Below are 25,396 nucleotides of genomic sequence, written 5' to 3'. Positions count from 1 at the left end.
GAATCGTGAGATGCGTTTAGTGTGAGAGATGGGCCCCGGCTCTGCGGCGCACCGCTGAAGTAGCGCTGCGCCGCGTCCGGGGCACGAGACCTACCCGGTCCCCTGATCGAACGCCTTGCGCAAGGCCACATAGCCCTGCTGCTGCTGGCTCCAGTTGCGGCCGCCGGTGATGGCGCCGTCGATGACGAGGTCGTGACCGTTGATGAAGCTGGATTCGTCGCTCGCCAGGAATACCGCGGCATGGGCGATGTCGTCGGGAAGACCGGCGCGCGGGATCGGCTGCGCGGTCTTGTAGACCTCGCGCATCACCGCCGGCGTCTTCTCGGCGGCCTCTGTCGACAGGCCGAGCGCCTTGCCGAAAATGCCGGTGGCGATCGCGCCGGGCGAGATCGAGTTGACGCGCACATTGGACTCGCCAAGCTCCATCGCCGCGCATTTGGTGAGATGGATCACCGCGGCCTTGGCCGCACCATAGACCATCGAGGAGGAGAAACCGGCGAGCCGGCCGGCGATGCTGCCATTGTTGACGATGCTGCCGGACCCCTGCTTCTTCATGGTGGGCGCTGCGTGCTTCATGCCGAGCATGACGCTGCGCACCAGGGTCGCCATTGCGGCGTCGAAGCGCTCGACCTCGAGGCCCTCGATGCCCCCGGTCTGCGCCGGGCCGCCGGCATTGTTGAACAGGCAGTCGATCCGGCCGAATTTTTCGACTGCTAGCGCAATCAGCGCCTGCATCTGCGGTTCGACCGTCACGTCGGTCTGGCGGAAGATGCAATTGGCCCCGAGCTGCTTCGCCAGCGCCTCGCCTTCCGGTATGCGCCGCCCCGCGATCACAATTTTGGCACCTTCGGACACGAAGACTTCCGCGGTACGCAAGCCGATCCCGCTCGTCGCGCCCGTAATCACCGCCACCTTGCCGTCCAGCCTGCCCATGGAATGTTCCTGTTTCCGAACCAGTTGATGCCAAACGGCCAGCACCCGCCGGTGCCGCGGAGCTCACTATCTCTGCCGGCTCGGGACAAGGCAAGCTATGCTTGCGCGGGCGACATGCTTAACATTCTCGCCTACAGCTCGATTTTGGAACGCAGATCGCAACCGGGCGGCGCATGGGGAAACTGATCGACGAATTTCGCAAAGGCTGGCACGGCATGGCACCGCCATCGCTCGCTCTGAGCCTCGCCTTCGCGGTCGCCTGCCTGCTGGTTGCGACGCTGGCGCGCTGGGGTCTCGCGCATGTGCGGCCCGACGTCTACTTCACGCCGTACTTCCCGGCCGTGTTCTTTGCCACCGCATTCGGCGGCTTGCGGATCGGCATCATCACGGCGCTGGTCGGCGGCGTGCTGGGCGTCACCCTGAATTTCGGCGACGCTTTTGCCGATCGCGCCCGGTTCGCCTTGCTGACCCTTTATTGGGGCGTCTCCGCGCTCACCATCTGGGGCGTCGAGCATTATCGCACGATGCTGACGGAGCAGCGCCGGATTTCCAAACGCCTGATCGAGGAAGAAGACTATCGCAAGCTGCTGGTCGACGAACTCCAGCACCGATTGAAGAACAAGCTGTCGACGGTGCATGCCGTGCTGCATCAGGTGCTCCAGGACCAGCCGCAGATCTGGGCCCGGATCGATCCGCGGCTGCGGTCGCTGGCCGCGACCGACGATTTGATCTCGCGCATCGACAAGGCCGGCTGCGACATCCGCGATCTCCTGATCTCGGAGCTCGGACCTTACGGCCACGTCCGCTTCACGCTCAACGGCGACCGGCTGTTCCTGGCGCCGAAGCTCGCGGTCACGCTGTCGCTGATGTTTCACGAGCTCGCCACCAACGCCGGCAAATATGGTGCGTTCTCCGCGCCGCGCGGATTGTTGCAGGTGTCATGGACCGTCAGCGGCGACCGTCTGACCGTCACCTGGGATGAAACCGAGGGGCCGAGCATCGAAAAGGTCTCGGAGCCCGGCTTCGGCACAAAGCTGCTGAAGTCGGCGCTGTCGGCTTTCGACGGCAAGGCCGAGGTCTCGTATCTCAAGACTGGCCTGCATTGCATCATGCAATGCCGCATCCCGCAAAACGGTTAGCGGTGATAAAAATCAGCTCCGGCCACGGATCACCACTCCCCAGCGGGGAGAGGTGTCGACTACGGCTCGCAGCGGTTTATCAACCATCAGGCGGCGCAATGCGGCACAAGCGAAACAGACGCGCGCTCGCTCGCAGGTTAGCAAGCGGCGTTGACGCTCTGTTAATGACGATGGGTCGCACGCGTCGCATCGCCGCAAAACACCACCGTATTTCTCCGGACCCCTTAACCTAACTTAAGAGGGAACCGCGCAAGATCACGGCCATTGCAAAAGCGCGCTGAAACAACAAGATTCATGACTTCTATGAACGACAACAGATATTCCGGCGCGAGTGAAGCCGAGCTCGGGTTTCTCAAGGAAATCGTTAGAATGCTGCCTGCCGGCCTGACCGTGCAGGATGCTCAAGGCGAGCTTCTGCTGGTCAACGATGCCGCGGCCGCCCAGCTCGGCATGGACGGCAGCCGTCCGTCGCCCGACCCGACGCCGCGCCGGGAAGCCTGCCAGCGGGCCCTGAGGTCCGGCGAGGCGGTCATCTCCGAGGAAGCGCTCCACGACGGAGCTGCACGCCAGGTGCTGCTGACCACCCACCGTCCGGTCCAACTCGCCGGACGCGAGCTCCTGATCTCGGCCTCCGCAGACATCACCGAGCAGAAGAATTTCGAGGACCAGCTGTTCCGCTCGGCCTATTTCGACGAGCTGACCGGGCTGCCCTCGCGGCGCGTGATCGAGCATCGCGCCGACAGCCTGCTCGCGCACGGCCGCGCCGGCGAGCGTTTCGCGCTCGCGTTTCTCGACGTCGACAATTTCAAGCACATCAACGACTATTACGGCCACGTCGTCGGCGATGCGCTGCTGGCCGAGCTGTCGAAGCGGCTCGGGCGCGACCTGCGCGATTCCGACATGCTGTCGCGCATCTCCGGCGACGAATTCCTGCTGCTGCTCTCCCCGATCCAGAGCCAGGAGGAAGTCGCCGAATTCATGCAATCGACGCTGGAGCGGCTGACCGCACCGTTCTTCATCGACAATTCGGAGGTCTTCGCATCCACCTCCGTCGGCGTCAGCCTCTATCCCGACCACGGAAGCAGCTTCGAGACGCTGCGCCAGAACGCCGACATCGCGATGTACCGCGTCAAGAACAACGGCAAGGGATCGGCGGCCTTCTTCGACACCGGCATGGAGCGCGAGGCGCTGGCGCGGATGAAGATCGAGCAGTCGCTGCGGCTCGCCATCCTCGAAAAGCGCTTCTGCTGCGCTTTCCAGTCCAAGGTCGACATCAGGACGCAGGCCGTGCAGGGCATCGAGGCCCTGGTGCGGCTGCGCGACGACGAAGGCGTCATCCAGGCACCAGGCTCGTTCATCAACCTTGCCGGCGAATTGGGGCTGATCGACGAGCTCACACATCTCGTGCTTGCCGAGATCGTCAAGTCGATCGACCTCATCAACGAGACCTTCGGCGCGGAAGCGACCATCAGCATCAACGTCGCGGCCAAGCAGGCCGGCAACCCGGAATTCATGCGTACGTTTGCTCAGGCGCTGGACGAGACCGGTTTTCCCCAGCGTTTCATGATCGAGGTGACCGAGGACGCCTTCGTCGCCAAGAATCATTTCCAGGCCGAGATCCTGCCGATGTTCCGCAAGCTCGGCGTCGGCATCTCGATCGACGATTTCGGCACCGGGTATTCCTCGCTCTCGGCGCTCGCCGATATCACCGCCGACGAAATCAAGATCGACCGCTCCTTCATCACCGACATCCATAAGCGCCCGCGCAGCCAGGGCATCTTGCGTGCGATCGAATCCTTGAGCGAAGCGCTCGGGATGACCGTGATCGCCGAAGGCATCGAATCCTACGAGGAGCTGGCCTATCTCCAGGCCGCGACCAAGATTCGTTACGCGCAGGGCTACTATTTCGCCCGGCCGATCTTCCTGGAGGAGCTCAAGCTCGCGACACCCACCTCCAGCGAGGCACGCGCCAGCGTGGCAAACAGCCGCCCGACGCAGCAGAACCGGCCGGCCTATTCGCGGGCAAACGGATATCGGCGGTAGAGACGCTCCCGCCTTCCACACCCTTACTTTGCAAAGCCGGGGGCAACCCGATCGGAGGGTGGCATCAACGCGTCAGCGTCGTGCTGCCGATTTCTTCCGCAACTGCCGTCCGCTGCGGTCACGTCAAGACAGTGTCACATAGGCCTGCCGGCCGCTCGACCGGAAGGTTCAATTGCAATGTTCGCACCGTTATGCAAATCGCTGTTGCAGAGAAAATTTGAATCAGGAGGGATCACAGTGCGTCGATCAGTCATCATAACAGCCGCCATGCTCAGCCTGGCCGCGAGCAGCTCCGCGCGAGCCGACGACCTCAAGGTCGCGCTGATCTACGGCAAGACCGGCCCGCTCGAGGCCTACGCCAAGCAGACCGAGACCGGCCTGCAAATGGGCTTCGAATACGCCACCAAGGGCACCATGACGCTCGACGGCCGCAAGATCGTCGTCATCACCAAGGACGATCAGGGCAAGCCCGACCTTTCGAAGGCTGCGCTCGCGGAAGCCTATCAGGACGACAAGGTGGACATCGCGATCGGTACGACCTCGTCGGCCGCGGCGCTCGCCATTCTCCCCGTCGCCGAGGAGAACAAGAAGATCCTGATCGTCGAGCCCGCGGTAGCGGACCAGATTACCGGCGAGAAGTGGAATCGCTACATCTTCCGCACGGCGCGCAATTCGTCGCAGGACGCGATCTCGAACGCGGTCGCGATCGGCAAGCAGGGCGTCACCGTGGCGACGCTGGCGCAGGACTACGCCTTCGGCCGCGACGGCGTCGCCGCGTTCAAGGAGGCGCTCGCCAAGACCGGCGCGACGCTCGCCGCTGAAGAATATGCCCCGACCTCCACCACCGACTTCACCGCGGTCGGCCAGCGCCTGTTCGACGCGCTGAAGGACAAGCCGGGCCGCAAGGTGATCTGGGTGATCTGGGCCGGCGCCGGCAATCCGCTGGCAAAGCTTCAGGACATGGATCCGAAGCGCTACGGCATCGAGCTGTCCACCGGCGGCAACATCCTGCCGGCGCTCGCTGCCTATAAGGGCCTGCCCGGCATGGAGGGCGCGACCTACTATTTCTATGCGATCCCGAAGAACCCGGTGAACGACTGGCTGGTCGCCGAGCACCAGAAGCGCTTCAACGCGCCGCCGGACTTCTTCACCGCGGGCGGCTTTGCCGCCGCGATGTCCGTCGTCGCCGCCGTCACCAAGGCGAAGTCGACCGACACCGAGAAGCTGATCACGGCCATGGAAGGCCTGGAGTTCGACACGCCGAAGGGCAAGATGACGTTCCGCAAAGAGGACCATCAGGCGCTCCAGAGCATGTATCACTTCAAGGTCAAGGTCGATCCGAACGTCGCCTGGGCCGTACTCGAGCCGGTGCGCGAGCTGAAGATCGAGGACATGGACGTTCCGGTTAAGAACAAGCGCTGAGTTTTCTTGCTTCACCTCCCCCGCTTGCGGGGGAGGCCGGGAGAGGGCTCTGTCCTCTTGGGCAGCCTTGATCGCTGAGACACCCTCTCCCCGGCCCTCCCCCGCAAGCGGGGGAGGGAGCGCAGTGTGATTGTGGATACATCTTCGTCTCACTCTTCACCGGAAGCTAAATGACGCTGACCCTCGAAACCCGCGATCTCACCATCCGCTTCGGCGGTCATGTCGCGGTCAACAACGTCACCTGCAGCTTTCGCCCGGGCGAGCTCACCGCCATCGTCGGACCGAACGGCGCCGGCAAGACCACCTATTTCAACCTGATCTCGGGCCAGCTGCGCGCATCGAGCGGCAGCATCCTGTTCGACGGCATCGATATCACCCAGCACTCAGCACCGATGCGAACGCGTGCGGGTCTGGGACGCGCCTTCCAGCTCACCAACCTCTTTCCGAACCTCTCGGTGGAAGAAAACGTCCGCCTCGCGGTGCAGGCCGCTGATGGCACCCATTACGACATGCTGCGGCCCTGGATGGTGCGGCGCGACCTGATCGCCCGCGCCGACGCCATCCTCGACCAGGTCGCGCTCGGTACCCGCCGCGGCGTCGCCGCGACCGCGCTGTCGCACGGCGATCAGCGCAAGCTCGAGGTTGCGCTGATGATCGCGCTCGAACCAAAAGTGTTCATGTTCGACGAGCCGACCGCGGGCATGAGCATCGACGAGGTGCCTGTTGTCATCAAGCTGATCGCGCAACTCAAGCAGGACACGAGCAAGATCATTCTCCTGGTCGAGCACAAGATGGACGTGGTGCGCTCGCTCGCCGATCGCATCATCGTGCTGCATAACGGGCAACTGGTTGCGGACGGCCCGCCGAACGAGGTGATCGCCTCGCCGATCGTGCAGGAAGCCTATCTCGGCATTGCCCCGAAGAACGCGACATCAGGGAGTGCAGCATGATGGATCTGCTGAGACTCTCCGGCGTGCACACGCATATCGGCCGCTACCACATCCTCCAGGGCATCGATCTCACGGTCGCGCAGGGACAGACCACGATGCTGCTCGGCCGCAATGGCGCCGGCAAGACCACGACGCTGCGCACCATCATGGGTCTGTGGCAAGCCTCCAAGGGTGAGATCAGCCTCGCCGGCGAGCGGATCGAGAGCCGCGCCACGCCGGATATCGCGCGGCTCGGCGTCGGCTACGTGCCGGAGAGCATGGCGGTGTTTTCCGACCTCACGGTGAAGGAAAACCTCGTCCTTGCTGCACGCGACGGGCCGCTCGACGATAGCCAGCTCGACTGGATCTTTGGCTTCTTCCCGGCGCTGCGTCGCTTCTGGCTGTCGCGTGCCGGAAGCCTCTCGGGCGGCCAGAAGCAGATGTTGTCCATCGCACGCGCCATCGTCGAGCCGCGCAAGCTGCTGCTGATCGACGAGCCCACCAAGGGACTGGCGCCCGCGATCGTCATGGCGCTGATCGAGTGCTTGAAAGAGATCAAGCGCAAGGGCGCGACGATCCTGCTGGTCGAACAGAACTTCTTTGCCGCCCGCGAACTCGGTGACAACGTGCTGGTCATGGACAACGGCACCATCGTTCATCGCGGCGAGATGGTGGCGCTGGCCGCCGACGTGCCGCTGCAGGAGCGGCTGCTCGGCCTCAGCCTGGAGGCGCATCAATGACCGAACTTGCCGCAACCGATCCGCTGCCGAAGCCGAAGCGTGACATCGCGCCGATCCTGCTGCCGATCGCCTTGGCGCTGGTGACGATTCCCCTGATCGGTTCGCCCAGCACCTGGCTGACGCTGACCGCCGCGAGTCTTGCCATGGGCATGATGATCTTCATCATGGCCTCGGGGCTCACGCTGGTGTTCGGCCTGATGGACGTGCTCAATTTCGGCCATGGCGCCTTCATCGCGGTCGGCGCCTATGTGGCAACCCTGGTGCTGGCGCCGTTCGCGGCCTCGATGCAGGCGGATTCGCTGTGGGTGAATCTGGCGGTGCTGGCGCCGGCGGCGCTGCTCTCGATGGCGGTGTCCGGCGCGCTCGGCCTGGTCGTCGAGCGCGTGCTGATCCTGCCCGTCTACGGCCAGCACCTGAAGCAGATCCTGATGACGACGGGCGGCCTGATCGTCGCGGAGCAGACGCTCTATGCGCTGTGGGGGCCGCAGATCATCCCAACACCGTTGCCGACCTCGCTACGCGGTTCGTTCATCCTCGGCGACGTCGCACTTGCAAAGTACCGCGTGCTGGCGATGCTGATCGGCCTTGCGGTCTTCATCGCGATCCAGCTCGTGCTCAACCGCACCAAGCTCGGCCTGCTGATCCGCGCCGGCGTCGAGAACCGCGAGATGGTCGAGGCGCTCGGTTATCGCATCCGCCGCCTGTTCCTCGGCGTGTTCATGACGGGCTCGGCGCTCGCCGGCCTCGGCGGCGTGATGTGGGCGCTCTATCGCGAGCAGGTCCACGCCTCCATGAGCGACGACCTCACTGTTCTCATTTTCATCGTCGTGATCATCGGCGGGCTGGGCTCGATCGGCGGCTGCTTTATCGGCGCCATCCTGGTGGCGATGGTTGCCAATTACGGCGGCTTCCTGGTGCCGAAGCTCGCCCTCGTCTCCAACATCCTGCTGATGGTCGCCATTCTAATGTGGCGGCCGCGCGGTCTGTATGCGGTGACCAGCCGATGATGATCCTGTCAGGCGATCCGCCGCGTAGCCGCGTCCTCACCCTCGTCCTCGTCCTCATCATCCTGGCGCTGGCGGCGACGCCATTCCTGTTCCCGGGCGCCAAGGCGCTGAACGTCGCGGCCAATATCTGCGTCTTCGCCGCGCTGGTCGCCTCCTACGACCTCCTGCTCGGCTATACCGGCTCGGTGTCGTTCGCCCATACCATGTTCTACGGCATCGGCAGCTACGCGATCGCGATCGCGTTGTATGGGATGGGGCCGAATTGGGCCGCGGTCGCAACCGGCATCGTGGTCGGCCTGCCGCTTGCGGCGCTGCTCGCGCTCGCGATCGGCCTGTTCTCGCTGCGGGTCGCCGCGATCTTCTTTGCCATGATCACGCTCGCGGTCGCCTCCGCCTTCCAGGTGCTGGCCTCGCAGCTCTCATGGCTGACCGGCGGCGAAGACGGGCGCAGCTTTCAGCTGCCCGAACTGCTGCGGCCCGGCACGGTGCTGATCTCCAAAAACCTGTTCGGCTACGAGATCAACGGCCGCATCCTGACCTTCTACCTGGTGTTCGCCGTCTCGGCCCTGATGATCCTCGCTTTGCTGCGGGTCGTGAACTCGCCGTTCGGACGCGTGCTGCAGGCGATCCGCGAAAACCGCTTCCGTGCCGAGGCGCTCGGCTTCCGCACCGTCTTCCACCTGACCTACGCCAACTGCCTCGCCGCCCTGGTCGCGGCCAGCGCGGGCATTTTGAACGCGCTGTGGCTGCGCTATGCCGGCCCCGACACCTCGCTCAGCTTCTCGATCATGCTGGACATTCTCCTGATGGTCGTGATCGGCGGCATGGGCACGATCTACGGCGCGATCATCGGCGCCACAATTTTCATCCTCGCCCAGAACTATCTGCAATCGCTGATGGGCGTCGCCTCCAAGGCAGCATCGGAAGCCGGGCTGCCGCTGCTGCCAGGGCTGTTGCATCCCGACCGCTGGCTGCTGTGGCTCGGGCTGCTGTTCATCGCCAGCGTCTACTTCTTTCCGACCGGCGTGGTCGGACGGCTGCGCAATGGCGGCAGCGACAAGAGCGCGGGCGCTTCGCATTAAGTCGCGGTTCATGATGCAGCGCAGCGGCTCGCTGGATACGACTATGATCGCGCAACGAGATTAATGCTCAGGTAACTGGTTTTCCTAAGGTTTGCGCCATTTGTGCGGTGTATTCCTGTCCCTCCAGGGAGGGGGAATGCGCCAGGTCTTTGCAGGAATTGCAGCTGGAATTTTCCAAGCCGCGAAGAACGGCTGGGAGGCAGCCATTCGGCGCGGTCCGGTGCTGTGGCTAACTCTGTGCGGCGTGTTGCTGGTCGCGGGGATTTTTGCCGTGACCGCCATGGCCGTTGGCGAATTTCGCGAACGCACCCTCGGTAACCGCGAGCGCGAGCTGGAAAACACGGTGAAGCTGATCGCGCGGCACTTCGATCAGCAGTTTGAAGATTCCGACGCGGTCGCCGCCGATGTGATCGGGCAGATGAACCTGCCGGAGATCAGTTCGGCCGCGGTGTTCCGCGAGCGCATGTCCGGACCTGCGACGAACCAGATGCTGCGCAGCAAGGTCAGCTCGGTGTCCTATCTCGGCGACATCGCGATCTACGACGCCGACGGCGAACTGGTTAACTGGTCCCGGGCCCAGCCGTTGCCCAAAATCAATATCTCCTCGCGCGCCTATTTTCAGACATTCAAGTCCGATCCGCGGGCCGACCCGATGCTGCTGGAATCCGTCCGCAGCTTCGTCATCGACAAATGGACCACGATCGTGGCGCGCCGCCTGAACGGCGCGGACGGCACCTTCCTCGGCGCGATGGTCCGGCGGATCGATCCGGACAGCTATCAGCAGTATTTCGCATCCGTCGCGCTTGCCGAGGGTACGGCAATCTCGCTGTTCGATCGCGAAGGCAAGATGCTGGCGCGCTATCCGCATCTCGAGGAACTGATCGGACGGAGCTTCAAGGATGCGCCGCTGATGCAGAAGGTGCTGACCAAAGGCGGCCAGCAAACGCTTCGGGTCAAGAGCCCGATCGACGGCGAGGAGCGGCTCGGCTCGGCTGCGTCGCTGACGCATTTCCCGCTGGTCATCGTCGCCACCAACACCACGGCGGCGGCGCTCGCCGACTGGCGGCAGCAGACCGGCTTCATGGTGACCACCGCAACACTGTCGGCAGCCGTGATCGCGCTGATCCTCTATCTGATCATCCGCCAGATCAACCGGCAGAATCGCGACGCCCAGCAACGTCTGGAAGCGGAGCGACTGCGGCTCGACACCGCCCTGAACAACATGTCGCAAGGGCTGATCCTGTACGATGCCGCCGGATACATCGTCACCTGCAACCGTCGCTACGTCGACATGTTCGGCCTCTCTCACGACGTCATCAAGCCCGGCTGTCACATCCGCGAGGCGATGTATCATCGCAGGGAGCGCGGCGCGTTCGAAGGCGACGTCGAGGCATTTTGCACCGACGTCATGAGGATCGTCGCCGAGGGCACGGTCTCCACGAGAACGCATCAGTTGCCGGGCGGCCGCGCCTTCCAGGTCATCAACACCCCGCTCGTGCAGGGCGGATGGGTCGCCACGATCGAGGAGATCACCGAGCGGCGCAACCTGGAGCAGGAACGCGACCGCAACTACACCTTCCTCCGCGAGATCATCGATCACATCCCCTCGCAGATCACGGTGAAGGACGCCCGGACGCGGCAATACCTGCTGATCAACCGGACCGCCGAGGAGCAATTCGGCCAATCGAGCGAAGACATCGTCGGCGGCACCCCCTTCGACATATACCCGGATGACGCAGCCAGGCTCGTCACCGAGGAGGACACCACGGCGCTCCAGGCCGCCGAGGGGTTGTTCAAGGACGAACATCCCTGGCAGAGCCAGACCAAGGGACTGCGCTATATCACCTCGACCCGGATCGGCATTCGCGACAAGTCCGGCGAGCCACGCTATCTCATCAATGTCGTCGAGGATGTGACCGAGCGGCGACGCGCTCACGAGAAGATCGCGCATATGGCGCATTACGATGCGCTGACCGACCTGCCGAACCGGACGCTGTTCCGAGAACAGATCGAACGCGAGCTGGCGAAGGTCGCCAGCGGCGAGCAGTTCGCCCTGCTCTACATCGACGTCGACGAATTCAAGGGCATCAACGATTCGCTCGGCCATCACGTCGGCGACGACTTGTTGAAGGCGATCGCGACCCGCCTCCGCGGCTGCCTGAAGCGGGGCGACCTGATCGCACGGCTCGGCGGCGACGAATTCGCGGTGATCCAGACCGGCATCCAGTCCTCCGCGGACGTGCTGTCATTCGTGACGCGGATCTATGAGGCGATCCGTCAGCCCTATCACTGCCTCGGCCATCAGCTCTCCACCGACGCCAGCATCGGCATCGCGCTGGCGCCGCAGGACGGCACCGACCTCGACCAGCTCATCAAGCACGCCGATCTTGCGATGTACGGCGCCAAGGCCGAAGGACGCCGCACCCATCGTTTCTTCGAGCCGGAGATGGATGCGAGCGCCAAGGCGCGCCTGTCCATGGAACAGGATTTGCGCCAGGCGCTGGTGACCGGCGGCTTCGAGATTCACTACCAGCCGCTGGTCGACCTGTGCACCAACGACGTGTCGGGCTGCGAGGCGCTGCTGCGCTGGCGGCATCCCGAACGCGGCTGGGTGTCGCCGGCGGAGTTCATTCCGATCGCCGAGGATACCGGCCTGATCAACGAGCTTGGTGACTGGGTGCTGCGCACGGCCTGCAACGAGGCCGCGACCTGGCCTGCGCACGTGCGGATTGCGGTCAACGTTTCGCCGGTGCAGCTCAAATGCGACACGCTGGCGCTGCGGATTGCGGGCGCACTCGCCGCCTCCGGGCTCGACCCGCGCCGGCTCGAGCTCGAAATCACCGAGGCCGTGCTGATCCGCGACGACGAGGCCGCGCTCTCGATCCTGCACCAGCTCCGTTCCATCGGCGTGCGCATCGCGCTCGACGATTTCGGCACCGGCTATTCCTCGCTAAGCTACCTGAAGCGCTTCCCGTTCGACAAGATCAAGATCGATCGTTGCTTCGTCGCTGATATCGCGGAGACCGGCGGCGCGCCCGTGATCGTGCAGGCGGTGGTGAACATCGCCGCTGCGAGCAACATGACCACGGTCGCCGAGGGCGTCGAGACCGAGGCGCAGCGCGAGATGCTGCGCGCGCTCGGCTGCACGGAGATGCAGGGTTATCTTTTCAGCAAACCGAAGCCGGCCGCGGAGGTGCGAAAGCTGTTCGGTCCGAACAATGCCGTGCCGGTGGCGGCGGTGGCCTGAGATGGCGAGGCCGGAGAAAACGTCAGCGAAAATCGTTGACGTCGCGGATTCCTATGCCGTGCGGCTGATGCAGCATCTGGTGGTGCCGACCTTCGTGATCGACCCGAAGCGCCGCGTCGTGATCTGGAACAGAGCCTGCGAGCGGCTGACCGGCGTCGCCGCCTCGGAGGTGATCGGCACGACGAAACACTGGCAGGCCTTCTACGAGACCAAGCGGCCCTGCCTCGCCGACCTGGTCGCGCTCGACCGTCCCGAGCAGCTGCCGGAGTTTTATTCGGAATATGCCGCGCGCGGCCACAACGGGCTCGGCTTCAGTGCAGAGAACTGGTGCGTGATGCCCAAGCTCGGCAACCAGCTCTATCTCGCGATCGACGCCGGCCCCATCCATGACGAGGCCGGCCACCTGATCGCCGTGGTGGAGACGCTGCGCGATCTCACCGATCAGAAGCGCGCCGAGACGGCGCTCAAGGAGCTCGCAACCAAGGACGGGCTGACTGGCCTGTCGAACCGCCGCTCTTTCGACCAGATGCTGATGGCGGAATGGGACCGCGCCCAGCGGACGCAGAAGCCGATGGCGCTGCTGTTCGTCGACGTCGATCATTTCAAGCTGTTCAACGACCGGCACGGCCACCAGAGCGGCGACGAATGCCTGCGCACGGTCGCCGCCGTCGTCAGCCGGCATGCCGTGCGCCCGCTCGACCTCGCCAGCCGCTATGGCGGGGAGGAATTCGCGCTGATCCTGCCCGACATGGATCGCGATGCCGCCTGCGCCGTCGCCGAGCAGATCCGCTGTGCCGTCATGGCCTTGCGGATCGCCCATGGCGCCATCGGGGCCGGCGACCACGTCACCCTCAGCATCGGCGTCGCCGGCCATATTCCCGGCGAAGCCGACGGCAGCCCCGACCGGCTGTTGGGCGCAGCCGACGAGGCGCTCTATGCGGCAAAACGGCTCGGCCGCAACCGCATCATCTGCGCCGAACGCGTGCTTGCCGAATTCGCCGAGCTCGGCCGGGAGCCGGTTCCGACGCCACCCCGGCGCAAACTGGCCTAGCCGGGCGCAGCGAGAAGCGGTTGCCCGGCCCTCGCCAATCGGCTACACGAGGCCTCGTTGCACCCGTAGCTCAGCTGGATAGAGCGTTGCCCTCCGAAGGCAAAGGTCACACGTTCGAATCGTGTCGGGTGCGCCATTTCGGTATAAAACTGGGCACTCCAAAACCTGCCGTTTTTGCGCTCGAAGCCGCGACCAGCGCACGCAGGAGTACGCTTTTCGAACCCATAATGCGAACTTCCCTCGCATCCACTTCGACGCGTTGGGCCAGTGCTCGCAGGTGGTCGCGACGATATCCGCCCGACTCGCTCCGCATCCGCCTGCGGGCCTGGCTGGCGAACGTTTTTAGCGCCTGCGGTGTGATGCTCGGCCCAGCCCGATCGAGCGCACCCTCGACCCGCTCCGCGTCGCCGCGGGCCTGATCGCGGATGGCCTTCAGCTCGGTCGCGCGCTCCTTGAGCATCGGGTCCGATACGTCAGCGACTCCGTTTTCGATCGCGTCATAGAGCCGCTTGAGTTTGGTTCCGCTTCGCACGCACGCTTGCGCAATCGGCAATATGCATCGTTCGGCGCTAGGCGCGTTCCTTCCGGGGATGAAGGACGGCCGATAGGATTTGCTCGAGGCGCTTGGGCTGCAAAAGGCGGTGCTCGACGTGCTCGGCCACGAGCGTGTCCAGCTTCTCCATGGGAACGGTGCGGCCCTCGCAGCCGGTCTCACCCTGCCGGGCCCAGGTGCAGCAAGTGTAGTACCTGTATCTCCCGCTCTTCCCGGTCCTCAGCATCCTCGCGCCTCCGCATCCGGCGCAAAAGCAGATGCCGGTAAGGAGCGTCGGGCTTCTGACGACGCGCGGCGCGGTGAGCGCCGGACTCCGGCTCTTGAGCAGCATCTGATTTGACGCCCATCAGTCCGGAGGAGCCGTCTTCTTCTTCTTCGCGCGCGAGGCTAAAGATCAGCCGCACAGTTTCGGTCTGAATCGGGTCGGACTCCAGTGTCTTCTTGGTACGGTGGCCGCGCTGCTCGGCGGCCTCCACGATGCGGTAGCCGATCGGCGGCAGCGCGCCATTCCAGAAGCCTTGGCGCGCATTCTCCTTCATCGCTCGCAACGTGTGCTTCGCGTTTTCCTTGGACTGGTATTCGTCGAACAGCGCCATGATCTGGCGAATCATGTTGCTCCCGCTGCCATGGTGATGTCCCCTCAGCCGTCTCCAAATAGCTCGTCGAACAACTCGCCGAACCAAGCTTCAAAGACGGCGATCTCAGCCTCGGTCACCGGCACGTCCTTGGGCCAGTCGTCCGTCACCGTCAATGTCATCCGATCGAGCTTCGCACGTCGTCCGCCATGACGCGCGGACGCTGCCGCATAGTCATAGAGATCGTCGAATGGCGTGTCGGTCGGCGCACGCCGCCGCGGCTTTGTGAGCGGGAGCCATGGCGCCACTGTGGCAAGCTTGGCCGATCCACTGAATGGCCGAAGTCCACGCCACATCACGCTGCCGTGCTCCGACCTCGCGTTTTCCTTGCAGCGTGAGCGCAACCGCTCGCAGCAAGCCATGATCGCATGGCAGCAAAAAGCCGGGCCAGCGGCGCACGGTCAAGGCCGCAAGCCGGCGGAGCCGGTCCCGCACAGCGCGAGCCTTGATGGTGCACCGTTGGTCCGGCAGCGGCCTCCCATGCGATCATGGCCGTACATCCTGCCGAGCACGCGCAAAAAGACGCTACGCTGCGAACCATGAAGCTCGGAACGTTGATTTTGAATGCTTTCTTGGCTCAAGCGGCACCACGCCGCTTCATAGGGTGCCGCTGCAGTGCCATCCAAAGCAATGTGCAGACAAACACTTACGATCCCCGACGGCCCGGAGCGACACCGTCGCTTCTATCTTGCCGTCCTAATCGAGCGCACGAAGTTAATTCTAACTACGCAATTTCGAGAATGTACCGAGAGGGTACAAGCCCCCTGAAGTGATCCGCAAGAAGCGTAATCTTCCGGTAACCGTGCCGCCATTTATTGCCCGCTAACGGTGCTTGCGTCATGCGCCTGAGATAGAACGAATGCCTTGGAGGCGCCGACCCGCATGCGCTGTTTTTTCATCGTTGCCATGCTCACGCTCACCGCCCTGTGGCTGCCGTATTCGGCCACGTGCCAAGAGATGTCGAAGCTTGACCCGCGGTTTGCCATCATCCACGGAATTGCGATCGGCATGCGGCTTGACGATCACCTTCGACGAATGCGTGACCTGCACAGCAGGACCGACCTGAATTCGGACGGTGTCGTGTCGGTTGCGGATTTCGAGCAGTATCGGGCACACGCCGCAGCCGCCGGGCGAGATCACGCCATCCGCGAATTGCTGCGCTATGACCTGGACGGCGACGGCGTCGTGACGCGGGCAGAGGTGATTCAGACCGAAACCAATCGGGTCCGAAGCGAAGCACAAAATGACCCGAAGCTCGCCGGGTACGAGTCTCCGATTCTTCAGCGCATTGATCGCGCGGCTGATTTCGGAATGCGCGCGGACGTGGATCGGGACGGACGCATCGATTCGACCGAAATGGCGGCATTCGCCGAAAAAACGCCGATCTTGAGCAATTCCACTTACGATGAAAATTGGCGCTCGCTCATGTCATTCGATGAGAATGGTGATGGCGTCGTGACTGTCGACGAAGTTGATCGTGTCGCAGGACGCATTTTTCAGGCGATAGACGTCGACAAAAACGGGATGTTGTCGAAAGCTGAAACTGACGTATTCGTCAGAGAACTCAGGCAGGTAGCGGACGCGCAGAATGCGGCAGGGGAATTCGTGACACACGCTCGAGTGGAGAATGCCGAGCGCGAGCGGCAAGAGAGACGGAAGCTGGCTTGCGCCCTACCGCCGGCATCCCCCGGTGCGACCGTTCTGCTCCTGAACGAGCACCACGCCGAGGCGCTTTCGAGCGCTACGATCGGCTCGCAATGGATTGCGACCGAAACCGGCGTTATCGACATCGACCCCGGCGCCGGATCGCTATACGTCGTTGTAGCTTCGTACAACCCCGCCATTTGGCAATTCTTCGGCGCCATTGATCGTGTGGAGCGGGTTGTTCTCGCGGGCGAAAGTACCGGCCCCAACCAGTCCGTGCGGGGAGAACGCCCGCTGATCGGTGCAACCGGAGTGCCCCCCGAACGGATCGGTTTCCTCGGGCAGCCGGGCTGCATAAGCGATCTTGCCGGCCCGTCGGTTCGGCAGTCCGACGCCGCAGCCGAAGCGGTGCGGCTTGAGACTGGTCGGCAACCCGTCTTGATCAAGCCGCGAAAGCAGAAGACTGCAGGTGCGGCTGTATCTCCTGAGCTTCTTCGTTTCCATCCGGAAGGTGTTCAGGAGATCGATCCTCGAACCGTCGTGGCGAACGCGCCGGTCGAGCGATACGTGGTATTGCCCGAAGAGGCTGGCCTGAGTCAGCTTGAACAGGAAGGTGCTATCACCCGAACCGGCTCGCGGGAATTCCTGGTCCGTAAGAAAATTCGATTCCCTGCCGGCTTAAACGGCGCGCACCTGGTCATGTTTCGAATTCAGGAGGGCGTACCCGTGCCGCAGGGCGATCCCGGCCACTCCTGCGTCACCTTGGAGGAAACCGGCATGGCGCTGTACAATGGAGCAAGCTGCCATTTGATCGCTGACCTGAAGAGATGAGCTTAGTGCCTTTCGTATCGCGCGAGCCCGCACATGCCGCGTTAGGTCCCCTCATGGCCGCTCTCGAAACCTAACTGGATTGCCTCTGCAATTTAGGGGAACCCTCAACGAGCAGTGCAAGGCCGTAGAGCATCGCAGTCTTGCTGGCTGTAGCTCGTGCCGGGTTGCGGCATCATAGCGGCATGGCGAACGAGTAGTGCCCATCTTCATCGGCCGTCGTGCGCCATTTCTCCAGAAATGCGAACGCCAGCGGTCGCCGATTCCACGCTCGATGTGGCGATCCTTTCTATCGCGTAGCCGGCGATCTCTGGTCGGGTTTGAGCTTCTCGAACAGAGCGCTCCAGCTCTTCCGCCGCGGGCCCTTGCCCCACACGATTTCGAACGTCACCCGCGACGCGCTGGGATGCTGCATCGCTTCGACGAACGCCTCCGCGACATCGGCGCGGGCAATCCGGTGGCGAGGCGCCAGCGCGAGGGCGTCCTGCCCCGCAATGACGGCGTGCTCGCCGCCGGGGCGGTCGAGCAGGAAGCCCACGCGTATGATCGTATAGTCCAGGCCGCTGGCACGAATGTCTTCTTCGACGCGCCGGCGCCAGACGAGCGTGTTCCTCTTGAGGAGGTTGAGCAGGGCGCCTGCCAGGGAGGGCGTCGCGACGCCAATCGAATTGAGATAAACGAAGCGGCCCGCAAGCCCGGCTTGCCGCGCGGCGGCAAGCGTGTCCGCCACGCCCTGATAATCGGTCGCCTTCACCAGACTTTCAGGCGCGTAGCGCCCGCTTGGCGCGCCCGCCGTGAAGATGATGTGATCAACCTGTGCGACCGCCGGGGCAAGCGTGTCCGCCCTGGTGAGGTCCCCGGCGATCACCTCAAAGGAAGCGCCGAGTTCGGCTGCGGCTCTCGCCGGATCGCGCGCCAGCACCCGAACATGGAAACCCCGCTCATGCAGCAGGCGCGCGATCAGGAGCCCGGCGCCCTTTGTGCCGCCGATGACCAGGACGCGGCTCTTTGCAGTCTCGCTCATCGGGCCCCCGGTTCAAGCGCTCCCGTGCTACTGTTGGCCATTGAACGCGCCCCCGAGGTCATGCGGCGATTGCGCGCGGATAGGGCGGCGTAGTCTCGGCGGCTACGCCGGGCTGCGCAGCGCGTTATCATAGCGCCATGGCGAAGCAATAGCGCCCATCTTCATCGGCCGTGGCGCGCCAGTCTCTTCCAGTGCGCTGGAGGCACCCCCGCCCGAGTTGTCCCTGTTATGGCTCGCGCTGGAGGCATCGCCTGCTCAGCCGAGCACACGCTCAGGTCAGCATCGAGATGATCGCCTGGATCTGGTCGGAGGCCGACGTGACCAGTCCATCGTACGACGTCTGACCGTGTGCGGCCGCCTTCAGGATGCATTCGGCTACGGCCGCTTTCAGGCCGAAGACCGACTGATCGGGCGGCACGCTCGCCATCACGGCCTCTAGCGCCTCACGCATCGTCTGAATGAGCTCGGAGCTGTATTGCATTGGCTGTCCTCCGCAGGCTCATATTAGAGCGCATGCCCATGCTTGCCACTCACAAGCCTGAGATTGCTCTTTGAGGCCAGCCTGTCTCGACAACTGAATCACACGTCACCTCGCGCTTCCCATCGCTCAATTGTATCATCTGTCCATGAGCGAATCCGACACGGTGACCGGCGAAGCCTCGCCCGTCCGCAAGATCATCCATATCGACATGGATGCCTTCTATGCGTCCGTGGAACAACGCGATAATCCGGACCTCTGCGGAAAGCCGGTCGCAGTCGGCGGCTCCGCGGAACGTGGCGTCGTCGCGGCCGCCAGCTATGAGGCCCGCGAGTTCGGCGTTCGCTCCGCCATGCCATCCGTGACTGCGAAGCGACAATGTCCCGATCTGATCTTCGTCAAACCGCGGTTCGAGGTTTACAAGGCGATCAGCAGGCAGATCCGCGACATCTTCGCGGAGCACACTCCGATCATCGAGCCGCTGTCGCTCGACGAGGCCTATCTCGACGTGACGGAAAACCTGCAAGGCATCCCGCTGGCGCGAGACATCGCGCTGCGGATCCGCGAGAGGATCAAGGCCGAGACGGGCCTCAACGCGTCGGCGGGCATCTCCTACAACAAGTTTCTGGCCAAGCTCGCCTCCGATCATCGCAAGCCCAACGGTCAGTTCGTGATCTCACCGGACATGGGACCCACCTTCGTCGAGGCGCTGCCCGTCGGAAAATTCCATGGAATAGGCCCGGCGACGAGCGCGAAGATGAATGCGCTCGGGATGTTCACCGGACTCGATATTCGTCATCAGACGCTGGAATTCATGAATGCAAATTTCGGCAAGTCGGGCGCCCATTACTATTGGATCTCGCGCGGTGTCGACGAACGGCCGGTCCGAGCCAACCGGGTCCGCAAGTCCATCGGAGCGGAGACCACGTTCTCAAGCGATCTCGCCGAATTCGACGCGCTGGTCGCCGAGCTCAAGCCGCTGGTCGATAAGGTGTGGCGCCATTGCGAGGCAACCGGCAACCGGGGCCGCACCGTCACCTTGAAGATCAAATTTTCCGATTTCGAGATCATCACGCGCAGCAGGTCCGCCCCTTCGCCGGTTGCTGGCCGGGACGATCTGGAGCGGCTGGCTTGCGGCCTGCTCGAAGTCGAGATGCCGCTCCGCAAGCGCATCAGGCTGCTGGGGGTATCGCTGTCGTCCCTCCAGGCCGGAGACGATGCGGAGCCGCAGCTGACTTTCGGCATCTGAAGCAAACTGACGGGGCTCGGCGAACGCAGAAAGCCGCACAGAGCGCGCTCGCTGTGCGGAGGGACGGTGGCGGGATTTTCAGACTCGCCACCGAAGACCGATCCACTCGGCCAATCAATGCCTCACGTGCTCGAACACAACGATCACGCCGGTCGGCTCGGGCTCATGCGCCATCAGGCGCGTCAGCTCCGAGTCGCCCCAATCGGCGAGGCTGACGACTTCGCCGCTCTGGCGGTCGGCCGCAAGCGACGCCGTGGGCTCGAGGACCTTGAGGCCCATCTCGTCGACGAAGAAGGTGTGCTCGCCGAACATGCTGTTGAGCTGCGGCATGGCGGGATGCTCGTCGGGCAGCACCTGAGCGCCGAGCTGGTTGACGGTCTGCTTCACCTGTTCGGATGTGAGCTTCATGAGCTGCTCCGTTTCTGTCACGTCGGGTTTCATTCGCGTGAGCCAAAGCGGGCGTTCCCTGCGCCGATGTTCCGCCTGGCTCAAACTTCCGAACGGGTGCCGCGCACAAACGTTCCGAAAAAATGTATTTCGTGATCGCGCGTTGCATCTGCCGCGCTCGCGGCACGAGATCGCCACACGATCTACATGATTGGCCGCGATGCGCCGAGCAGAACGGCTACTCGCTCCTGACCTCGCCGACCGACAGGGCGCAGATCCGTGACAGATAGGTGTAGGGCAGGCCGGTCTCCTCGGCCCAGGCGTTGAACTGCGCCTGCACCTTGGCGAGATCGCCCTTGGACTTGACCTCTTCGGCGATGTCGAGGCCGGCCTCGCGCAGGCAAACCACGACGTCCTTGGAAGTCACAAAACCGTCCCAGCCGACGAAGCGCAGCAGCATCTGGCCGGTGTTGCCACCAAGGCGGCTGCCGCGCCTGGTCAGGAGATCGAGCAGGCCGATCTCGTTGGATGGCGGCCATTTCGCCAGAAACTTGCCGAAGCTGCCGTGCTCTTTCGCGATCTCCTGGACGAAGGCGGCGTTGTCGCGCACCGACATGATCTTGGCGCCGTTGCGCACGATGCGCGTGTCACGCAAGAGGCCTTCCCAATACTCTTCGGGCTGGAAGGTGAGCTTGGACGGCTGGAAATCCAGGAAGGCCTCTTCAAAGCCGTCCCATTTCGAATCGATCACGCGCCAGGCAAAGCCCGCGCAGAACACCCGCCTGGTCATCTCGGCGAGGATGCGATCGTCGCCGAGCTTGGCCAGGCCCTTCAGGTCGGGCTTTTCAGGCATCAGCTCGTCCAGCGCCTTGGGCCCGCCCTTGCGTTTCTCGGCGCGGGCACGAATGGTCTTGAAGGACGTCATGCGGACACACCGAATGAGGGAGCGCCACGACATCAGAATTCGATGATCCGGTCCAGCCCTGCGGCAAGGTCCGCCCGCGCGCCCATGAACCGCTTGTTGCGCGACGCCGCGGAAAGGCTCGTGAAATAGATCGAGAGGCTCTCGACATCGGACGCGCTGGCGGGCCTGATACGGCCGTGCCGTTTGCTTCGGCCGACTCGACGGCATCCAGCAATAATTGTGACATGTGCGAGGCTCTCGGCAGGTTGCGTTAGTTTCACACCTAGCCGAGGCCGTTCATTTGCCGCTTGGACATTGCTGCCAATCATGCGGCCGGAAACGAACAGCCCGTTGCCCTCTGCCGTTGGTCACAGACGGGCCGCGTTCATGCGGCCTTGCGCGTTGCGACGCGCCGTTCCGGCCTTGTCGCGGTCATCGATTGCTCCTCGGCGTCCTGCGGCGCACCCCAGAGCTCCCGCACCGTGGGCCGCCATTTCAACCGACGCGCCCGCAAGAATTCGAGGCTCTCGCGCAGCCAGACCCTGCGGCTCATCTGCGTGTACCAGCGCATGGCATGACGCAAGTCTCCTCCTCGAACCCGACCACCCAGGGCACGTTGACAAGAACACGCATGGACTTTGGCTCCCGCTTTGGTTGGCGTGACCGTCCGTCCCACTTGCTTTAATGAAGCCCGATCCCCCGACTGAACCCGATGTCATCGCACATAACTGCCACGGGGACTCCCGCCCCGCCTCGGCGTCACGCCCGAGAGAGTGAAGGCACCTCCTCCGGCATGATCGACTGGAGGCCGCCGAAGCGACGCTCGCGGCCATGGAAGGAGGCCAGGGCCGCGGCGAGATCGCCCGCGTCGAATTCAGGCCACATCCGCTCGGTGAAGTGCAGCTCGGCATAGGCACCTTCCCAGAGCAGGAAGTCCGACAGCCGCTTCTCACCTGAGGTGCGGATGATGAGATCGACGTCGCGAAGTCCCGCCTCGCCGGTGACGAGCTGCGAGAAGGCTTCGCGGGTGAGGCTCGTCAGGGCCGCCGCCTTCGCTGCGGCGTTGAGGATGGCGTCGCGTGCCGAATAGTCGACGGCGATGCGCAGGTGAAGCGTGCTGCCATGGGCAGTGGCGCCTTCCGCGCGCGCGATCGCATTGGCGATGCCGTCGGGCAGACGGTCGCGGCGGCCGATCACGGTGAGACGCACGCCGTTCTTGACGAGGCTCTGCACCTCGTTGGCGAGATAGAGGCGCAGCAAGGTCATCAGCGCGGCGACTTCGGCTTTCGGCCTTCGCCAATTGTCGGTGGAGAAGGCGTAGAGCGTCAGCGTCCCTATGTCCTGCTTGGGCGCGGCCTCGACGATGCGGCGAATCGTTTCGACGCCAGCCTCGTGGCCGCGCACGCGGGACAGGCCGCGGCGCGTCGCCCATCGACCGTTGCCGTCCATGATGATGCCGACGTGCAGCTTCTCGTTGCGAAAGGTCATGTCGCTTTGCATTGCAAAGTCTCCGGTCAAAAAAGGGGGGTCAGGTCGAGACGATACCGAGACGGGCAAGCGGCGGCGCCTCGCGGCCGGCGGCCCTGGCGGCGTCGCGCACCAGGCGCTCGAGCACGGCGAGATAGTCGAGGAAGCGGCGGCGGCCGGCCTTGGTCAGGCGGCAAGTGGTGTGCGGGCGGTTGCCCTCATAGCCCTTCGTCACCTCGACGAGGCCGGCCTCCTGGAGCACGGCGATATGCCGGCTGAGATTACCGTCGGTGAGGCCACAGAGCTGCTTGAGATCGGCGAACGCCAAGCCCTTCGGATACGCCATCAGCGAGGTCAGAAGCCCGAGCCTCGCCTTTTCGTGAATGACGCGGTCGAGCCCTTCATAGGAGAAGGGCGCGCTGTCAGTCTTCGACATCATGGTCTCCGGACGCGAAATACAGGATGCCTGCCATCACCGACTGCCCGATCAGGAAAGGCAATCCCATGGTCCATGGCGATAGCGTGTGAGTTTGGCTTGCCAGCGCCAGCACCGCGAAGCCCGATATGAAATACCAGGCGCCGGCGAGCGCGACGGTGCGCGGCAGCGAGCGGACCGACGCAAAAATGCCGAGCGACACCAGGATCTGCCACAAGCCCGGCAGCAGCCACAGCGTCTCGGCGGCGAACTTCCACATCACCACCGCGAGCAGCACCCCGGCAACACCTGCGGGCAGGAACTGCTCGACCGCCTGGTGGATCATGGCATCGGCAAGGCCTGAATGATGGCGGCGCGAGCGCGCGCGCATCTCGATGCCGATGATCAGGCCGGACAGCGCGGCGGCAATGAACCAGCCGAAGAAAAAGCCGAGCGGCTCGCTGGTGGGGTCGCCGAGCAGCCAGAATTGCAGGATTGCGGTGAGAAGCGCGACGACGCCCGTCGCAGCCATCGTCGCCGGACCGTAGCCGCGGAACGCCGTGCCCGCCGCAATCTGGCTGCGGATCGCCACGATGTCGGCCAGTGCCTTGTCGAGATCGCGCATTGGCAACGCCAAACCCTCGCTCCACCCATTCACTTTGTATCGCAAAGTATATCGCCCCGCAAAGTAAAGGCAAGCCCGAAGTCGATCGGAAGAGACCCGGCCCGAATGAACAACTGCCGGTTGCGCGGCACCTCGTCCCGCAGATAAGATGCGCGCAGAAGCGCTTGGGGGGAAGTATGTGGCTTAAGTCATTAATCGTTGCGTCTTTATTGCAGATGAGCGTCGCCGGCATCGCGTATGCGAAAGGACCGTTTGGCAGCGTCAATGTCGGCAACTGGATCGGTGGCGCCTTCAGCAATGACGACACGGGTGCCTTCTCGCATTGCGCGGTCACGACTCCTTACGCGAACGGCGTCATCCTCGTCGTAAGCCAAAATGCCGCCGGCACATGGTCGCTGGCCTTTGCCAGTCCCAGCTACCGCTTCAACAAGGGTGAGAACGCCGCGATCGACGTGACCTTTGACGGGCGGGAGCAGGCCAGACTGTACGCTACGGCGTATCAATCCAACATGCTCACGGCCATCATGCCGGTCAATGTCGTGCGTACGTTTCAGAAGGCGAGCCTGATGGTGGCGACGGCCGGCCGCGCGGTCCTGAACTTCGACCTGACCTCGACCGGACCCGTGATCGCGGCATTGGCCAATTGCGTGACCAAGGTGAAAGCCGACGGGCTCGACAAGGCCGGCGACTTCACCAAGATCGCCGCCAAGCCGCAGCCCGCACCGGACAAGCAGGCGCCACCGGCCGGCAGCAAAGCCACCAGGGCCAAGAGCGGCACCGGCTTTGTGGTCAGCGCGAACGGCCACATCGTCACCAACAACCATGTGATCGACGGCTGTGTCGGCGACATCAAAGGCAATCTCGCCGGCGAGGCCTCGATGGTGCTGCGCGTCGTGTCGAGCGACGCGAACAACGATCTCGCGCTCTTGCAGGCGCCATCGACCATGACATTCAAGGACTTTGCCCGGATTCGCGACCGTTCGATCCGCTCCGGCGATTCCGTCGTCGCGATCGGCTTTCCCTTCCATGGGCTGCTCACGTCGGACTTCACCGTGACGACCGGCATCGTGAGCTCGCTCAGCGGCATGCGCAACGATTCGCGTTTCCTCCAAATCAGCGCGCCGGTGCAGCCCGGCAATAGCGGCGGCCCGCTGTTCGACACCACCGGTCAGATCGTGGGCGTTGTCACCGCAAAGATCCCCGTATTGCGCATCGCCGCTGCGACCGGCAACATCCCCGAAAACATCAACTTCGCCATCAAGACCGGCGCGCTGCGCGACTTCCTCGACAATTCCGTGGTGCCGTACTTGACCACCGAGCCGAAGAGCGATCTCAAGACCACCGACATCGCCGGCAACGCACGGCCCTATACGATGCTGATCTCGTGCAACGGGACGGAGCAGGCCGACGCGAAGCGGTAGCAACGGCGTGGGCTGCGTAGCCTGGATGGAGCGCAGCGCAATCCGGGGATACCGATCGAGATCCCGGATTGCGCTGCGCTCCATCCGGGCTTCTGTAACGGGCCTTGGTTAGTCAATCCCTTTTTGCGTCATCCGCTTGCCGGGAACCTGCTTCTGTACGGGATCAACGCGAT

At 63.8% G+C, this 25,396-nt stretch carries 24 protein-coding genes, 1 tRNA gene and 1 pseudogene; 13 read left to right on the top strand and 13 right to left on the bottom strand.

Translation table 11 applies throughout. The features are described from left to right. Nucleotides 1-90: 90 nt before the first annotated feature. On the bottom strand, nucleotides 91-933 hold the full coding sequence (locus IVA80_RS21600; protein WP_247434883.1) for a glucose 1-dehydrogenase: 843 nt from the start codon (nucleotides 931-933) through the stop codon (nucleotides 91-93). A 173-nt stretch (nucleotides 934-1,106) separates the two neighbouring features. Here IVA80_RS21600 and IVA80_RS21595 point away from each other — a divergent pair, with 173 nt between their 5' ends. The 10 genes from IVA80_RS21595 (at nucleotide 1,107) to IVA80_RS21550 (ending at nucleotide 13,729) form a co-directional block, all read left to right on the top strand. Then, complete coding sequence (locus tag IVA80_RS21595) at nucleotides 1,107-2,072, top strand: HWE histidine kinase domain-containing protein (RefSeq protein WP_247434879.1); 966 nt, start codon at nucleotides 1,107-1,109, stop codon at nucleotides 2,070-2,072. Between the two features lie 303 nt (nucleotides 2,073-2,375). Next, nucleotides 2,376-4,115: an EAL domain-containing protein gene (locus IVA80_RS21590; protein WP_247434877.1), complete on the top strand. Its 1,740-nt coding sequence runs from the start codon at nucleotides 2,376-2,378 to the stop codon at nucleotides 4,113-4,115. A 237-nt stretch (nucleotides 4,116-4,352) separates the two neighbouring features. Then, the gene (locus tag IVA80_RS21585; RefSeq protein ID WP_247434875.1) at nucleotides 4,353-5,537 is read left to right on the top strand and encodes a substrate-binding domain-containing protein; all 1,185 of its coding nucleotides are present in this window, start codon (nucleotides 4,353-4,355) and stop codon (nucleotides 5,535-5,537) included. 170 nt (nucleotides 5,538-5,707) lie between these two features. Then, nucleotides 5,708-6,487, top strand: a complete 780-nt coding sequence (locus IVA80_RS21580; protein WP_247434873.1) for an ABC transporter ATP-binding protein — start codon at nucleotides 5,708-5,710, stop codon at nucleotides 6,485-6,487. Continuing rightward, on the top strand, nucleotides 6,484-7,206 hold the full coding sequence (locus IVA80_RS21575; protein ID WP_247434871.1) for an ABC transporter ATP-binding protein: 723 nt from the start codon (nucleotides 6,484-6,486) through the stop codon (nucleotides 7,204-7,206). The genes IVA80_RS21580 and IVA80_RS21575 overlap by 4 nt, the downstream gene beginning before the upstream one ends. After that, nucleotides 7,203-8,213, top strand: a complete 1,011-nt coding sequence (locus tag IVA80_RS21570; RefSeq protein ID WP_247434870.1) for a branched-chain amino acid ABC transporter permease — start codon at nucleotides 7,203-7,205, stop codon at nucleotides 8,211-8,213. The genes IVA80_RS21575 and IVA80_RS21570 overlap by 4 nt, the downstream gene beginning before the upstream one ends. Continuing rightward, nucleotides 8,210-9,295, top strand: a complete 1,086-nt coding sequence (locus tag IVA80_RS21565; RefSeq protein WP_247434869.1) for a branched-chain amino acid ABC transporter permease — start codon at nucleotides 8,210-8,212, stop codon at nucleotides 9,293-9,295. Before IVA80_RS21570 ends, IVA80_RS21565 begins: the two co-directional genes overlap by 4 nt. 136 nt (nucleotides 9,296-9,431) lie before the next feature. Further along, nucleotides 9,432-12,542, top strand: coding sequence for an EAL domain-containing protein (locus IVA80_RS21560; protein WP_247434868.1), 3,111 nt, complete (start codon nucleotides 9,432-9,434; stop codon nucleotides 12,540-12,542). A 1-nt stretch (nucleotide 12,543) separates the two neighbouring features. Continuing rightward, entirely contained in the window at nucleotides 12,544-13,593 is a 1,050-nt protein-coding gene (locus tag IVA80_RS21555) for a diguanylate cyclase (RefSeq protein ID WP_247434867.1), read from the top strand. 59 nt (nucleotides 13,594-13,652) lie between these two features. Beyond that, nucleotides 13,653-13,729: transfer RNA gene (locus IVA80_RS21550), tRNA-Arg, on the top strand. Here IVA80_RS21550 and IVA80_RS21545 read toward each other — a convergent pair. Genes IVA80_RS21545 through IVA80_RS21530 form a run of 4 tightly spaced genes read right to left on the bottom strand, consistent with a single transcriptional unit; the run spans nucleotide 13,700 to nucleotide 15,029 of the window. Next, nucleotides 13,700-14,146: a hypothetical protein gene (locus IVA80_RS21545; protein WP_247434866.1), complete on the bottom strand. Its 447-nt coding sequence runs from the start codon at nucleotides 14,144-14,146 to the stop codon at nucleotides 13,700-13,702. The two genes, IVA80_RS21550 and IVA80_RS21545, sit on opposite strands and share 30 nt — an antisense overlap. A gap of 16 nt (nucleotides 14,147-14,162) precedes the next feature. After that, nucleotides 14,163-14,372 (bottom strand): zinc ribbon domain-containing protein, encoded by a 210-nt coding sequence (locus tag IVA80_RS21540; protein ID WP_247434865.1) that lies wholly within the window; start codon nucleotides 14,370-14,372, stop codon nucleotides 14,163-14,165. Beyond that, nucleotides 14,305-14,757 carry a hypothetical protein gene (locus IVA80_RS21535; RefSeq protein WP_247434863.1) on the bottom strand — a complete coding sequence of 151 codons (453 nt, stop codon included), beginning with the start codon at nucleotides 14,755-14,757 and terminating at the stop codon, nucleotides 14,305-14,307. The genes IVA80_RS21540 and IVA80_RS21535 overlap by 68 nt, the downstream gene beginning before the upstream one ends. A 29-nt stretch (nucleotides 14,758-14,786) precedes the next feature. Beyond that, complete coding sequence (locus IVA80_RS21530; protein ID WP_247434860.1) at nucleotides 14,787-15,029, bottom strand: hypothetical protein; 243 nt, start codon at nucleotides 15,027-15,029, stop codon at nucleotides 14,787-14,789. 616 nt (nucleotides 15,030-15,645) lie between these two features. Between IVA80_RS21530 and IVA80_RS21525 the strand changes: the two genes are divergently transcribed. After that, nucleotides 15,646-17,256, top strand: coding sequence for a hypothetical protein (locus IVA80_RS21525; RefSeq protein ID WP_247434857.1), 1,611 nt, complete (start codon nucleotides 15,646-15,648; stop codon nucleotides 17,254-17,256). Between the two features lie 286 nt (nucleotides 17,257-17,542). On the opposite strand, the gene IVA80_RS21520 is transcribed toward IVA80_RS21525, so the two are convergent. Further along, on the bottom strand, nucleotides 17,543-18,277 hold the full coding sequence (locus IVA80_RS21520; RefSeq protein WP_247434855.1) for an SDR family oxidoreductase: 735 nt from the start codon (nucleotides 18,275-18,277) through the stop codon (nucleotides 17,543-17,545). 271 nt (nucleotides 18,278-18,548) lie between these two features. Beyond that, nucleotides 18,549-18,758, bottom strand: a complete 210-nt coding sequence (locus IVA80_RS21515; protein WP_247434853.1) for a hypothetical protein — start codon at nucleotides 18,756-18,758, stop codon at nucleotides 18,549-18,551. Between the two features lie 145 nt (nucleotides 18,759-18,903). Here IVA80_RS21515 and dinB point away from each other — a divergent pair, with 145 nt between their 5' ends. Beyond that, the gene (gene dinB, locus IVA80_RS21510) at nucleotides 18,904-20,004 is read left to right on the top strand and encodes a DNA polymerase IV (protein ID WP_247434851.1); all 1,101 of its coding nucleotides are present in this window, start codon (nucleotides 18,904-18,906) and stop codon (nucleotides 20,002-20,004) included. Nucleotides 20,005-20,118: 114 nt separating this feature from the next. Here dinB and IVA80_RS21505 read toward each other — a convergent pair whose 3' ends face one another. From IVA80_RS21505 to IVA80_RS21480, 6 genes and pseudogenes are all read right to left on the bottom strand, one after another. Further along, nucleotides 20,119-20,412, bottom strand: a complete 294-nt coding sequence (locus IVA80_RS21505; RefSeq protein ID WP_247434849.1) for a hypothetical protein — start codon at nucleotides 20,410-20,412, stop codon at nucleotides 20,119-20,121. Nucleotides 20,413-20,629: 217 nt separating this feature from the next. After that, nucleotides 20,630-21,316 carry a DNA-3-methyladenine glycosylase I gene (locus IVA80_RS21500; protein WP_247434845.1) on the bottom strand — a complete coding sequence of 229 codons (687 nt, stop codon included), beginning with the start codon at nucleotides 21,314-21,316 and terminating at the stop codon, nucleotides 20,630-20,632. Nucleotides 21,317-21,680: 364 nt separating this feature from the next. Continuing rightward, a pseudogene (locus IVA80_RS21495) lies at nucleotides 21,681-21,875 on the bottom strand (magnesium-protoporphyrin IX monomethyl ester cyclase); the annotation flags it as partial. 179 nt (nucleotides 21,876-22,054) lie between these two features. Then, a complete protein-coding gene (locus tag IVA80_RS21490) occupies nucleotides 22,055-22,795 on the bottom strand; it encodes a di-trans,poly-cis-decaprenylcistransferase (protein WP_247434842.1) in 741 nt (246 codons plus the stop codon). Nucleotides 22,796-22,823: 28 nt separating this feature from the next. Beyond that, a complete protein-coding gene (locus IVA80_RS21485) occupies nucleotides 22,824-23,198 on the bottom strand; it encodes a transcriptional regulator (RefSeq protein ID WP_247434839.1) in 375 nt (124 codons plus the stop codon). Further along, a complete protein-coding gene (locus IVA80_RS21480; RefSeq protein WP_247434836.1) occupies nucleotides 23,185-23,802 on the bottom strand; it encodes a hypothetical protein in 618 nt (205 codons plus the stop codon). Before IVA80_RS21480 ends, IVA80_RS21485 begins: the two co-directional genes overlap by 14 nt. 176 nt (nucleotides 23,803-23,978) lie before the next feature. Here IVA80_RS21480 and IVA80_RS21475 point away from each other — a divergent pair, with 176 nt between their 5' ends. Beyond that, nucleotides 23,979-25,223 carry a serine protease gene (locus IVA80_RS21475; RefSeq protein ID WP_247434833.1) on the top strand — a complete coding sequence of 415 codons (1,245 nt, stop codon included), beginning with the start codon at nucleotides 23,979-23,981 and terminating at the stop codon, nucleotides 25,221-25,223. Nucleotides 25,224-25,396: the final 173 nt, after the last annotated feature.

The organism is Bradyrhizobium sp. 139, assembly GCF_023074175.1.
Taxonomy (GTDB): Bacteria; Pseudomonadota; Alphaproteobacteria; order Rhizobiales; family Xanthobacteraceae; genus Bradyrhizobium.
Note: the sequence above shows the minus strand (reverse complement) of the source record. Positions and strands in the feature narration are given on the sequence as shown.

Excerpts from the sequence above, each read along its gene's own strand:
- IVA80_RS21500 (WP_247434845.1), bottom strand. The coding sequence starts at position 21,316 with ATGACGTCCTTCAAGACCATTCGTGCCCGCGCCGAGAAACGCAAGGGC.
- IVA80_RS21540 (WP_247434865.1), bottom strand. The coding sequence starts at position 14,372 with ATGCTGAGGACCGGGAAGAGCGGGAGATACAGGTACTACACTTGCTGC.
- IVA80_RS21560 (WP_247434868.1), top strand. The coding sequence starts at position 9,432 with ATGCGCCAGGTCTTTGCAGGAATTGCAGCTGGAATTTTCCAAGCCGCG.
- IVA80_RS21555 (WP_247434867.1), top strand. The coding sequence starts at position 12,544 with ATGGCGAGGCCGGAGAAAACGTCAGCGAAAATCGTTGACGTCGCGGAT.
- IVA80_RS21490 (WP_247434842.1), bottom strand. The coding sequence starts at position 22,795 with ATGCAAAGCGACATGACCTTTCGCAACGAGAAGCTGCACGTCGGCATC.
- IVA80_RS21515 (WP_247434853.1), bottom strand. The coding sequence starts at position 18,758 with ATGCAATACAGCTCCGAGCTCATTCAGACGATGCGTGAGGCGCTAGAG.
- IVA80_RS21575 (WP_247434871.1), top strand. The coding sequence starts at position 6,484 with ATGATGGATCTGCTGAGACTCTCCGGCGTGCACACGCATATCGGCCGC.
- dinB (WP_247434851.1), top strand. The coding sequence starts at position 18,904 with ATGAGCGAATCCGACACGGTGACCGGCGAAGCCTCGCCCGTCCGCAAG.
- IVA80_RS21485 (WP_247434839.1), bottom strand. The coding sequence starts at position 23,198 with ATGTCGAAGACTGACAGCGCGCCCTTCTCCTATGAAGGGCTCGACCGC.
- IVA80_RS21480 (WP_247434836.1), bottom strand. The coding sequence starts at position 23,802 with ATGCGCGATCTCGACAAGGCACTGGCCGACATCGTGGCGATCCGCAGC.
- IVA80_RS21595 (WP_247434879.1), top strand. The coding sequence starts at position 1,107 with ATGGGGAAACTGATCGACGAATTTCGCAAAGGCTGGCACGGCATGGCA.
- IVA80_RS21565 (WP_247434869.1), top strand. The coding sequence starts at position 8,210 with ATGATGATCCTGTCAGGCGATCCGCCGCGTAGCCGCGTCCTCACCCTC.
- IVA80_RS21475 (WP_247434833.1), top strand. The coding sequence starts at position 23,979 with ATGTGGCTTAAGTCATTAATCGTTGCGTCTTTATTGCAGATGAGCGTC.
- IVA80_RS21590 (WP_247434877.1), top strand. The coding sequence starts at position 2,376 with ATGAACGACAACAGATATTCCGGCGCGAGTGAAGCCGAGCTCGGGTTT.
- IVA80_RS21535 (WP_247434863.1), bottom strand. The coding sequence starts at position 14,757 with ATGATTCGCCAGATCATGGCGCTGTTCGACGAATACCAGTCCAAGGAA.
- IVA80_RS21600 (WP_247434883.1), bottom strand. The coding sequence starts at position 933 with ATGGGCAGGCTGGACGGCAAGGTGGCGGTGATTACGGGCGCGACGAGC.
- IVA80_RS21580 (WP_247434873.1), top strand. The coding sequence starts at position 5,708 with ATGACGCTGACCCTCGAAACCCGCGATCTCACCATCCGCTTCGGCGGT.
- IVA80_RS21570 (WP_247434870.1), top strand. The coding sequence starts at position 7,203 with ATGACCGAACTTGCCGCAACCGATCCGCTGCCGAAGCCGAAGCGTGAC.
- IVA80_RS21520 (WP_247434855.1), bottom strand. The coding sequence starts at position 18,277 with ATGAGCGAGACTGCAAAGAGCCGCGTCCTGGTCATCGGCGGCACAAAG.
- IVA80_RS21505 (WP_247434849.1), bottom strand. The coding sequence starts at position 20,412 with ATGAAGCTCACATCCGAACAGGTGAAGCAGACCGTCAACCAGCTCGGC.